The following is a 10958-nucleotide window of genomic DNA, read 5'->3' on the forward strand; positions in this document are numbered from 1 at the left end:
GTCGGACTTAACACCCACTAAGAACAACGTCTAAAGCTCACGAACCCCGCCTACGCAACGTCAGCACCGCATCTCACCACCAGGGCACTTGTCGTGGCGGCCTCACAAACAGGCACTCAGAGGTCGTTTTCACCTGTCTTGGCTGTCTACAGGCTGATTCTTGGAGGGGACAGTGGTGGCGCGGAAGAGGCGGCAGATGGGGCTGGGGTCTGTGGGTCCAGAGGTGTGATGGGTGGGGCAGCGTCACCGCGTACCTCACGTACTGGCTGGAGAACGTCGCCATCCACCACCTCCGCGAGAACACCCACACCCGCTACACCGCCGTCGTCCACCGCTACCTCATCCCTGGCCTCGGCAAGAAGAAGCTCACCAAGCTCACCGCCAAAGACGTCCGCACCTGGCTCAACCAGCTCCGCACCACCTGCCAGTGCTGCACCCGTCGCCTCGACGCCCAGCGCGACCAGCCCCGCTGCTGCACCGTCGGCCAGTGCTGCCGCAAGCTGCTCTCCCCGCTGACGCTGACCTACATCCACTCCGTGCTCAAGTCCGCCCTGGAGCACGCCGTCCGCGAGGAGGAGATCCCGCGCAACGTCGCCCGTAACGTCCGCACCGGCACCCCACGGCCCCGGCGCTTCGAACCCCTCACCGCCGACGAAGCACGCCAGTTCCTCACCACCGCAGAAGGCCACCGGCTGCACGCGCTGTTCGAACTCGCCCTCCACACCGGACTCCGCAAAGGCGAACTCCTCGGCCTGCACTGGGAAGACCTCAACCTCCACGCCGGCACCGCCGCCATCCGCCGCACACTCCAGCGCACCACCGCAGGCGGCCTCACCACGCTGCCCACCAAGACCCGGGCATCCGAACGCCGCATCGCCCTCCCCACCCGCTGCGCCCACTCGCTGAAGCACCACCACGAACAGCAGCAGCGCGAACGTGAGGCCGCAGGCACGGGGTGGCAGCAGAACGGGCACGTGTTCACCACTGCGCAGGGCGGACCGCTCGACCCGACCAACCTCACCCGCACCTTCACCACACTCCTCCGCAAGGCCGGCCTCCGCCGCATCCGCTTCCACGACCTCCGACACTCGACCGCCACCCTGCTGCTGGAACAGGGCGTCGAACTCGTCGTCATCAAGGAACTCCTCGGCCACGCCCACATCGGCATCACCGCCACCGTCTACGCTCACGTCCGACTCCGCCTCCAGCGAGACGCCATCGACACCCTCAGCACCGCGCTCAACGGCCCGGCGATCACCGAGACGGCCAACGGCGACGAACCGCCACCCTGCGCCGCCCTCGTCCGCTGACGTTGCCGCTGAAGTTGAAAGGTGGGGGTGACGGCGGGCGTTGGCGGTGCTATGTCGTCATCATGAGGTATGCGGATGGCGGCGGGTTGTCCGCCGTGGGGCGGGCGAAGCGTGAGGTCGTGCGCTTCGAGGCCGCGGAGATGTTCGGGCAAGGGGTGCGGCCGCCAGAGGTGGCGCGTCGGCTGCGGGTGTCGCGGAAGTCGGCGTACGCGTGGCATGCCGCGTGGCGTCAGGGCGGCAGAGCGGCCCTGACCTCGAAGGGGGCCGGCGGGTCCCGGTGCCACCTCGGTGAAGCCCAGCTGGTCAGGCTCCAGGTCGAGTTGGAAGCCGGTCCTTGTGCGCACGGCTGGGGTGAGGACCAGCGGTGGACTCTGGCGCGGGTCGCGGAGTTGATCCGTCGGCTCTTCGGGTGCCAGTACACGCCGCGCGGGGTCTCATACCTGCTGCACCGGCTGGGCTGGTCTCCGCAGATCCCTGCCCACCGGGCGGTCGAGCGCGATGAGCGGGCGGTTGTGCGGTGGCGGGAGGAGCAGTGGTCACGGGTAAGAGGACGGCCCAGCTCCTGGGCGCATGGATAGTGTTCGAGGACGAGGCCGGGCAGGACCTGCGTCCTGCGAAGGGACGCACGTGGTCACCGCGTGGCCGGACCCCGGTCCTGCGGGTGACGGGGAAGGGCTCGGGCCGGGTCCTGATGGCCGGCATGGTGTGCGTCAAGCCCGGCCGTGAAACCCGGCTGATCTACCGGACCCAGCTCTACCGGGGTCGCACCGGAGAGAAGAAGGGCTTCCGCGCACGGGAGTTCGCAGACTTGCTGACCACTGCCCGCCGACAGCTCGGCGGAGCCCCACTCATCGTGGTGTGGGACAACGCCAGCACCCACCACTCCAGAGCGTTGCGGAAGTTCTGCGACCGAAACAGTGACTGGCTCACCATCGTCCGGCTCCCGCCCTACGCACCCGACCTCAACCCCGTCGAAGGCGTCTGGGCGCACCTGAAGAAACCTTGCACCGCGATCGATCGAGGACCTCGCCCTGCTGGTGAAGAACCGACTCCGTCAGCTTCAGAAACGAACCCACGTCCTCAACGGCTTCGTCGCCGAGACCGGGCTGACGCTGGAACCTCCATAGTCCGTCACCCCAGCCTTTCAACCTCAGCGTCAACTACTGCCGTCACGCCACGCAAAAGCCCCGTCAGGACGAACCTGACGGGGCTTCAAGTTTGCTACTGCTACCCAACGCAATAGGCGTGGTCTCGGACAGCGGGACTACGCCTTACCCGCCAGCCAACGCGGGAATGGCGCCACATCCAACAGCTCGGAGTTGATCGCCTTCAATCCTCTGGCGAAGTCCTGAGCCAATTTCGAGAGCATCGAGACAAGTTCGCTCTGTGCGAGGCTCTCGAATTCCGGACTTGGAACCCACTCGGTCCGCGACTCGCAGTGAATCATCACGCGATTCTCGACTGAACGAAAGGTCAAAGTCCGCTCGATGCCCTGCGAGTACATGTCCACTTCGACTTCGCGACGCTCGCGCACGCCTGCCAAAAGCAATGGGAGTTGCTCCATGAAAGCAGACAAGTCATACGCGACATCGAGCGGCCATTCATCGCTCCCAAAGCCGCCGATGTGGAAGCTGCCGCCCTCAGCGTCAGAGAGGGCGCTACACGCCTCCATGACCAGGGTGTCGTAGTCGTCAGCCAACTCGTTGCCCACTGGAGCAGTGCCCGTAGCGCCAGATGGCGTAGCTGGATGGAATGACACAGAGAAGCCCATCTCTCCAGCCTCCTAGTTCGGGCCAATAATCGGGAATCCGGTCTTGTACAGTCCGTTGGGACTTGGGACGACAGTAGCCGACCGCGCTTGGACGATACTCCCATCCGGCATGATCACCTGCCCCATTCCGTCTGGAATGCGCACCGACCTGGGACCGGCTCCTTCGACATGGAGTCCCTTCAAGAAATCTGCAGCGGCGTCATTATCCAGCCATTGCCCCTGCTGATTCCCGGTGCTACGAGCCCGATCGGTCAGAGCCTTCGTGTTCTTCGCTCCGGCACCATGAGTCTTGAATGTGTGACCCCACGTTTTCACACTATTGGAGGCCCAGTTCACGCACCCGTTGCTGTTGTGAACCAGGACCGGCGTGGCCCCCGCCAGCACATAGTACGTGTGGAGGTCGTCGATGGTGAGGTTGTAGGTGCGGGCGTGCTGAGTGTAGGGCTTGTTGGCCGTGACGATGACGGTGGTGTTCTGGTCTGTCAGTAGTGTCGAGCCGGGTGTGAGTTCTCGTGCCTCTATCCATGTGTTGGCTGAGGGTGACCAGAAGGGGTGTTCGTGGGTGGCGGTGAGTTCTTCGATTCCGTCTTCGGTGGCGATGGATAGGGTGTTGAAGTGTTTGTCGTTTTCGGTGACGATCAGGCGGGTTACTTCGCGGTCTCCTGTTTCTCCTGTTTCGGGGTCGGTGGCGCGGACTCGGTCGCCGAGTTTGATTTCTTCGATGTTTTTGGTTGTGCCGTCGGCCATCAGGACTTTGGTTCCGGCGAGGAAGCATTGGTTGCAAGTGGAGCCGGGTCCCTTATTTGGGCTCTTCCCCGGCCCCCGGCCCTTTGAGTCGGCTCCCTTGATCCCGCCCAGCCCTCCGCCGATTTCAGCGATTGCCCCGGATTCGAGGGTATGTTGCCATTCGGCAGTTTTTAGGGCATCTAGCATTGATTTCGGGCAGTAGACGGCGTCAGGCCCGAAGCATGCGTTTGCGGCAGCCGCGTCTACGTCGCCTTCTGTGAAGACTTCAAGTCCGCTTTCGCTCTCCATCTTGATGTAGCCGTTGAGGTTTTTTTGGTATTGGGAAAGCCATGTGGAATATGTTTTGTCGTCCATGTTGGCACGGGCGAGGCTCGTGTAGGCCGATTGGCGTGTTGTCACTGACTGCGAGACGGCGCCGGCGCTGTTGCTTCCCCTGTTGCTGGTTCTGCAGTCGGGGTCCTTACTCCCGCTGCAGCTCGGTGGCGTACCACCCGGGGTCAGCGGCTGCGTGGGGGAGGTGCCGTCGGGCCTTTCGGAGTGGCCGGTGCCGTCGTCGAGTCGGAGTCCGGTGGGGTCGCTGAAGGTGGTGGGGTTGTTGTTGGCGTAGTTGTAGCCGTTGAGGGATTGGGGTTGGTCGAGGCTGAGGAGTGGGTCGACGCTGATGAATTGGCCGGTGGTGGGGTCGTATTCGCGGGCGCCGATGTGGGTGAAGCTGGTGGTGGTGTCGGTGTCGCCGCCGATGAAGCCTTTCTGGCCGGGCCAGAAGGCGGGGGTTGCTCCGCGCTCACTGCCGTAGGGGAGGGTTTTGCGGCGGTTGAAGGAGAGGGTGGTGGCGCTGATGGAGAGGGTGTTGGTGTTGTGGTGGTCGGCGATGAGGAAGCGGAGGCGGCCGTCGCTGCTGGTGCGGATGGCGGTGCCGCCGGGGAGGCTGTAGTAGCGGTTGCCGGTGACGGTGTTGCCGGCTTTGGTCAGGATGAGTTCCTGGCCGCCCGGGAGGTAGAGCGTGGTGGTTGCGGGTTCACGCTTGAGGATGCGGGTGCCGGCTGTGTCGTAGAGGAAGGAGGTGGTGGCACCGGAGACGGTGGAGGTAGCGAGTTTGCCTTCGTCGTTCCACGTCAGGGTTTGTGCGGCGGTGGCCGCGGGGTCCTTGGTGGTGAGGTTTCCGGTGGTGTCGTAGGCGAAGGTGTCGGTCCCGGTGGTCCCGCCGGTGGCGGTCACGCTCAGGAGTTCGTGGCCCGGGGTGCCGGTGGGGTAGGTGTGGGTGCGGGTGGTGTCCGCGGCGACGGGTCCGGCCTGGTGCTGCTTCTCTGTTGCGCGTTGGCCGGTGTCGGTGAAGGTCCAGCTGGTCCAGTACGGATCAACACTGCCCAGATTCGGAGTGCCGGCCCCGTTGACGGGCTGGCTGGCGCAGTCGTCACCGGACGTCCAGGCCTCGGTCATCCGGCGCGCCCAGTCGTAGGCGAAGCACTGGTCGTCCTTGACGGTGAAGTCGTTTTGTTTGTCGGTGATGCGGGTGATGTTGCCGGCGGCGTCGTAGGTGTAGGTGGTTGCCGATAGGTTGCCCGGTCCGGAGGAGACTTCCCGGTCGGTGTCCGATCTCATGACCCGCCGGGTCAGCTCGTCGTAGGTCTGGGTGGTAACGACCCTGGAGCCGAGGTTGCCCAGGCTGGCCTGCTGGAGCTCACCGAAGACTGTGTAGCTGGCGCCTCGGAGGTAAGCCTGGTTGAAGGTGCCGGTACTGATGATGCCGAGCTGGTCCTGTGCGCCGTAGCTGTTGGCGAGGGTTTCGGCGGGCAGGGCGGTGGTGGCGTTGGTGTTGGTGGTGCTGTAGGCGGTGGTGGCGGGCAGGCCGCTGACCGGGGTTGTGGTGCCGGAGACGGTGTAGGTGCCGGCGAGCTTTTCTTCACCTGCGACCGTGGGAACGGTGACTGTGGTGCCGGTGGGCCGGCCGCCGGTGTCGTAGCCGGTGACGGCGCTGGTGTAGGCGGCGGTGCCGTCGTAGCGGGTGGTGGTGGCGGGCAGGCCCTTGCCGCCGGTGGCGGTGTCGTAAGTCCAGTCGGCCAGCTTGGTGCCGGTGAGCGCGTTCTTGCGCAGACTCGTGGGCCGACCCAGCTCGTCGTAGGTGGTGGCGAGAGTGACACCCCGCGCGTCTGTGCTGCTCTCGGGACGGCCGTCGGCGCCGTAGACAGTAGTGCTCGTGCCCTTGTCCGGGTCGTAGCTCTCGGTTTTGCGCCCACGCAGGTCGTAGCCGTAAGTCCACGAGTTCCGACCGGAGTTATCGGTCATCTTCGCGAGCTGACCGGCGCGGTCGTAGCTGTAGGTGTGCTTCTGGTACTGCGTGGCCGCAGCGCCGATGACGGGGTTGCGGTCCTTGTAGTCGCGCCGCTCTACCGTGCGGCCGCGAGCGTCGGTGACGGCCAGGGTGGCGGTTCCACCCTGCGGCGGGACGACGGCCTGCCAGTCCGGCCCGTAAGTGGTGGTGCTGCGCCACTTTTCGTTGTTCAGGGACAGCTGGATGGAGTCGGTGACACGACCGCGTCCGTCATAGAGCGTTTCGACGGCGCTGGGGATTTGATTGTCGGGGACGACGAACATCGTCGTGCCGGTCGACTGGCTGTTGTAGAAGAGGGCGTTGCTCAGCCGGACCCGACCGTGGTCGTCGTAGAAGGTGTCGGCGATGACCCGTCCCGCGATGCCGACGGCGTCGGTCTGGGTTTGGCGCGGGCGCAGCAGAGAGTCGTAGAGGGTGACCGAGGTGCCCCAGGTTCCGTCTTCGTAGAGCTTCTTCGTGGTGACGGTGGAGGGGGCGGTCGCGGACAGGTTGTAGGTGTAGGTGATGTTGGGCTGCTGGCTGGTGGGACGCCCGGTGGCCCATCCCTTGACGAGGCGCCCGAGGGCGTCGTACTCGGAGGCCGTGGTGCGGCTGTTCGCGTCAGTGGTGGTCAGGCCCAGGCCGCGCAGGCCATCAAAGGTGCTGGTGGCAGTGTGGCCCTTGGGATTGGTCACGGTGAGGCTGGCCGGCTGTGCGTCGGCGGCCGGTGTGTAGGCCATGCTGGTGGTCTGGCCGTCCTGGCCCTTGGTGGTCAGAGCGCGGCCGTACTGGTCGTGCGTGGCTTGTCCGGTGGTCTCCCAGACGAGCTGGCTGTTCGCATCGACCTTGGATGCAGTCTCGGCTTTGGTAGGGAGAGCCAGCCCAGCCTTCGGCGCGGTCCCGACGCCCTGTCCGTCGTAGGACGTCCGGCCGGCGCTGGTCACGGCCGGAGCCGAGATCGTTGTCGTGCACGGCTTGGCGGTCGTGGAGAAGGTCTGGCTGGGGTAGGCGATCAGCCAATTTGTCGTGTCAGGGGTCGTGTACTGGGTGACGGTGCAGGTGGCCTCAGTGGTGTTCGCACCATCGTTGCCCTCGGTCAGGGCCAGGCCGTAGGTGTTGTCGTAGGTGCGGGTCGCCCAGCGCCGCGCCCAGGGCGACCTGCTCGAGAGTCAAGCCGGCGGCCTTGCGATACCCCCGCATGCGCCCGCCCAAAAGCCGGCGGACCGTACTCGAAGGCCGGGCCCTCTTCCGGGACTCCGGAAGATCGGCCCGGCCGACCACATCCAAATGCCGTGCGGCCACGTGCGACTCCTCGTTCACGATGGCGATCATGTGCCGGAGCACATCGTGAAGTCTGCAAACCGCTGCGGCAACCCTAGGCCATGCTTTTTCAGACAGTCATGCCGTCGAACTCACCCTTCTTCGCACCATCGAGGAACGCGATCACTTCCGACGGTGTGAACACGAGAGCCGGACCGCCCGGGAACCGCGAGTTCCTCACCGCCACCTCCCCGTCGGCCAGCCGTGCAAATTCCACACAGTTCTCGAAAGGGTTGCTCGCGGAGGCCTTCCGCCACACCGCACCAGAAATCGAATCCGCTGCAATCCCGTTCGCGAAAATCCCGGTCATCGGTCTGCCCTTCCCTAGTTGACCAGCACACCTACACGCCTGACGGTGCGAGACGGCCCCACCGCCCACTCGAACAGGACCACCCGACCCCACACCCGTGAAAATTTCACGAACCCGTCAGGAAACGCAGAGCCTAGCCCGCACTGCTCCCGGGTGCCGTCCCCCACAAGAGCCCTCCCTGCGGTAGGAAAACCATTCGAATCCGTGGGTGCGCTGGCCCTCGCCACAGGCCATCGTGGAGCTCGGAAACAATGGCTCAACTGCAATGCACCTTCAGGTCAAGGAACCACTCAAAAAAGGCGGCACGGCCCCCGGCCGCCCGCGCGGACTACTATTTGCAACCCCCACCTATACGGCGTGCGCAAGGCGTCGCACGCCCCCGGGACACTGCTCCACGCCCTCCCGCACCGCCAGGTCGGCACAGCAATGCCCAGAACGACACGACGCACCGCACGAGGCGGACGTCATCACCGTCGCAGTACACAGCCGCACTGGCCATGTCGGTCGCCCCCGCCCCGCAGTGGCGCGGGCACTCAGCAGCACCCAGGGCCCTCGTCCTCGGCCGCCAAGGATGCGACCGGACGCCTCCGCACCGTCGGCCGCCGCCAAGCACCTCACCCCGGCCGACACCGGCCACCCTCGGACCGGCGCGAGGTCCTCCTCGGCTTGGGGCACGCGCGACGGGGCGCGGCCACCAAGAAGGTCCTCGGCGCGCGGCGTGGACGAACCGCGCTTCGTCGCCGGCATCGCCACCCTCATCGGCCAGCACACCATCCACCGCGGCTCCTACAGCAGAGCCGCGACGCCGGGACCCGTCTGCCATGAGGACTTCGGTTCCTGGGAGGAAGGATTGGCATATCCTGCGAACGGCTCGTTTTTCGGCAGCGACTGCGAGGCCTTGGCGGTGGCCGTGTGGAGCTGCTTGGGGATCCAGATGCGCCCGTGCCGGGCGGCCTGGTAGAGCGCTTTGCGGAAGAGGGTCTTACGGTTGCGCACCCCGCCGGGGGTCGTCTTGAGCCGCTCCGCGATCTCTGTGTCGGTGAAGCCCGCGACGGTCAGTCGCACCACCGCCTGGGTCACCGGCGGCTGCTCGGCCAGGATGTCCTCGAAGTTGGTGGCGAAGACGATGGCCTCGGGCTCGGCCAGGTAGCCAGGAGCCTGCAACAGACCGGCGATCCCGGTCGCCGAGCCATCGGAGAAGTCGTACTCCAGGTGGATGCTCGTCCAGGCCATCTGCTTCTTCGCCCACGTCTCGTACACCCGCCGGAACTCCCAGATGCACTGGCCGATGAAGTACGTCATCAGGCAGCCGGCCCCGCGGGCACCGGCGTGCTCCGGGTTCCACTCGCCCCCGAGCAGGGCTGCGGCGGAACGTCTTCAGCGCCTTGATCTGCACCTCGATGAGGATCCCGTCGCGGGCCTCGGCGTCGGGACCGCACGGCCTTGGAGTCCTGGGGGTGGATCCAGAACTTCATGCCCCGCTCCCGGCACCGCCGCAGGGCGAGGTGGCCGAGCTTGCCGCTGCGCAGCATGCCCTTGAGGATCGGCTCGCTCTGCGCCCACAACTCGTCCCGGAACATCGTGTACGCCGGCCCCTCGAAGCCGTCAAGGCGCAGCTCCTCGACGCGGGCAGCGTCCCGCCGGATCCGGGCCGCCCGGTCGCTGAGCAGACCCGCGTCGTCAGCCCGGAAGGATAGGGCTGACGGTTGCCATCATTCGTTGCTGTAAAGATGCCAAGAAGCCCCGACCGCATCATTCCGGCGGGGCTCCGTGGCGTCTAAGTTATGGAAGTGCTGGGAATACTTCCCTCCACGATTTCAAGCGCTGATCTAGCGCTTCGTTGGGCACCAGACTGGCGAGTCTTAGCGCAGGCGACAGGAGATTTTTAGCTGCTCGCAAACTCCGGATCTGTGTGATATCTAGAGAGCGCCAGTTTTCCGCAAGTCCTAGAGCCTGGTCGGCTGACATTGGGAGTTCTTGAAATAGTAGGTCAACGAGGTGGGTTGGATCTAGAATATCAACTTCAGCATTTGGTGGGATCTTCATGAATAGGGAGACGGCGATATTTAGGCGTCGAATTACGCTCTCGTGGTGATCGATCGATCCCGAGTTCATGGCGGCTTCGAGGGTGTATGCGAGAGCGTTCGAACAGGTAACCCAGGACTCCGCCGGAAGGTCAGCGCATTCATCAGTCAGGCGCAGGGTCAGCAGCTCAACGACGCCCAGCCACTGCCCGGCCGGCAGTTCCGAGACCGCCGGAGAGTGGGAAGCCAGCGCTTCGGAGAGTGATCGGAGGTCGAGAAGGGCCAGATCCTTCAGGTAAGTCATTAGAAGTGAACCCCCGCTGCAGCAAATGCGTCCTTGCCGACTTGCAGGCTCTCACTCGACGGCAGGAAGTGGCCACTGTGATTGTTGATACCTAGCCCGAAGAAGCCGTCTTTCGAAGAGCCGGCGATCTCGGCCTCGCCGGCCGCGCGAACCGGTGCACCTCGAGTTAGGACCGAGTGGTATATTTCCTGGCCGTCGACGAACTTAGGAATGATCACGAGTTCTCCGTCCTCCCTGACTGCCCACTTGACCGACCCGGAACTGACTGCGGAATCAAATCCGGCAGATCCAGGGCGAGACGGCGTTACGCCCAACCCGTCGGCTATGGACAGCTCTCTAGAGAGAGCTCCTGGCATCTTGTTGGGGAAAACGTCGCAACGGTTGTGTACGAGGATCGGCGTGGATCCCGCCAGTACATAATACGTGTGCAGTTCTTCGACGGTAAAGTTGTAGGTCTCGACAGTTTTGGTGTATCGGCGGTTATCAGTCACGCGGACGGTCTGGCCGTGGTCCGTGAGCAGAGTCGTGCCGGACTGAAGGTCTCCTGCGATGATCCACTTCTGTTCTGACGGGGACCAGAACGGGTGTTCTTGGGTGGCTGTGATCTTTTCAATTCCGGTGGGCGTCTCGATGGAGAGCTCGTTAAGGTTCTTCTCTCCTTCAGGCCGGATGAGCTCAGTTACTTGGCGAGCGCCCGTCTTGCCTGACTCTGGATCGGTGGCGAGCACCACATCTCCGACTGCAATGTCTTCGATCTTTTTTGTGGTGCCATCTGCCATCAGGACAAGGGTGCCGGCAAGGAAACAACCTCCGCCGGCCTTACCCTTACCCAGCCCCAGGCCGGGACCTTGTACACCTTGT

8 protein-coding genes and 1 pseudogene are annotated in these 10958 nt (G+C 64.7%); 3 read left to right on the forward strand and 6 right to left on the reverse strand.

Annotation, left to right across the window (positions count from 1 at the left end):
• Window positions 1-236 precede the first annotated feature (236 nt).
• The 3 genes and pseudogenes from J7E97_RS34405 to J7E97_RS34415 all read left to right on the forward strand — a co-directional run.
• Window positions 237-1310: pseudogene (locus tag J7E97_RS34405) on the forward strand (tyrosine-type recombinase/integrase); the annotation flags it as partial.
• Between the two features lie 62 nt (window positions 1311-1372).
• Window positions 1373-1888, forward strand: a complete 516-nt coding sequence (locus J7E97_RS34410) for a winged helix-turn-helix domain-containing protein (RefSeq protein ID WP_215035414.1) — start codon at window positions 1373-1375, stop codon at window positions 1886-1888.
• Window positions 1888-2553 carry a transposase gene (locus J7E97_RS34415; protein WP_308346937.1) on the forward strand — a complete coding sequence of 222 codons (666 nt, stop codon included), beginning with the start codon at window positions 1888-1890 and terminating at the stop codon, window positions 2551-2553. Before J7E97_RS34410 ends, J7E97_RS34415 begins: the two co-directional genes overlap by 1 nt.
• A gap of 21 nt (window positions 2554-2574) precedes the next feature.
• Here J7E97_RS34415 and J7E97_RS34420 read toward each other — a convergent pair whose 3' ends face one another.
• The 6 genes from J7E97_RS34420 to J7E97_RS34445 form a co-directional block, all read right to left on the reverse strand.
• Complete coding sequence (locus J7E97_RS34420) at window positions 2575-3021, reverse strand: hypothetical protein (RefSeq protein WP_215035416.1); 447 nt, start codon at window positions 3019-3021, stop codon at window positions 2575-2577.
• A gap of 72 nt (window positions 3022-3093) precedes the next feature.
• A complete protein-coding gene (locus J7E97_RS36490) occupies window positions 3094-7083 on the reverse strand; it encodes a polymorphic toxin-type HINT domain-containing protein (RefSeq protein ID WP_215035418.1) in 3990 nt (1329 codons plus the stop codon).
• Window positions 7084-7529: 446 nt separating this feature from the next.
• A complete protein-coding gene (locus tag J7E97_RS34430) occupies window positions 7530-7769 on the reverse strand; it encodes a DUF397 domain-containing protein (RefSeq protein ID WP_215035420.1) in 240 nt (79 codons plus the stop codon).
• Window positions 7770-8555: 786 nt separating this feature from the next.
• Window positions 8556-9071 (reverse strand): hypothetical protein, encoded by a 516-nt coding sequence (locus tag J7E97_RS34435; protein ID WP_215035422.1) that lies wholly within the window; start codon window positions 9069-9071, stop codon window positions 8556-8558.
• A gap of 480 nt (window positions 9072-9551) precedes the next feature.
• Window positions 9552-10097: a hypothetical protein gene (locus J7E97_RS34440; protein WP_215035424.1), complete on the reverse strand. Its 546-nt coding sequence runs from the start codon at window positions 10095-10097 to the stop codon at window positions 9552-9554.
• On the reverse strand, window positions 10097-10958 hold an 862-nt coding region (locus J7E97_RS34445), incomplete at its 5' end, for a polymorphic toxin-type HINT domain-containing protein (protein ID WP_215035426.1). The genes J7E97_RS34440 and J7E97_RS34445, both read right to left, overlap by 1 nt.

It is taken from the genome of Streptomyces sp. ISL-66, assembly GCF_018614135.1.
Classification (GTDB): Bacteria; Actinomycetota; Actinomycetes; order Streptomycetales; family Streptomycetaceae; genus Streptomyces.

Bases quoted from the DNA above. Each gene is read 5' to 3' on its own strand.
- J7E97_RS34410 (WP_215035414.1), top strand. From the start codon at position 1,373: ATGAGGTATGCGGATGGCGGCGGGTTGTCCGCCGTGGGGCGGGCGAAG.
- J7E97_RS34430 (WP_215035420.1), bottom strand. From the start codon at position 7,769: ATGACCGGGATTTTCGCGAACGGGATTGCAGCGGATTCGATTTCTGGT.
- J7E97_RS34435 (WP_215035422.1), bottom strand. From the start codon at position 9,071: ATGACGTACTTCATCGGCCAGTGCATCTGGGAGTTCCGGCGGGTGTAC.
- J7E97_RS34440 (WP_215035424.1), bottom strand. From the start codon at position 10,097: ATGACTTACCTGAAGGATCTGGCCCTTCTCGACCTCCGATCACTCTCC.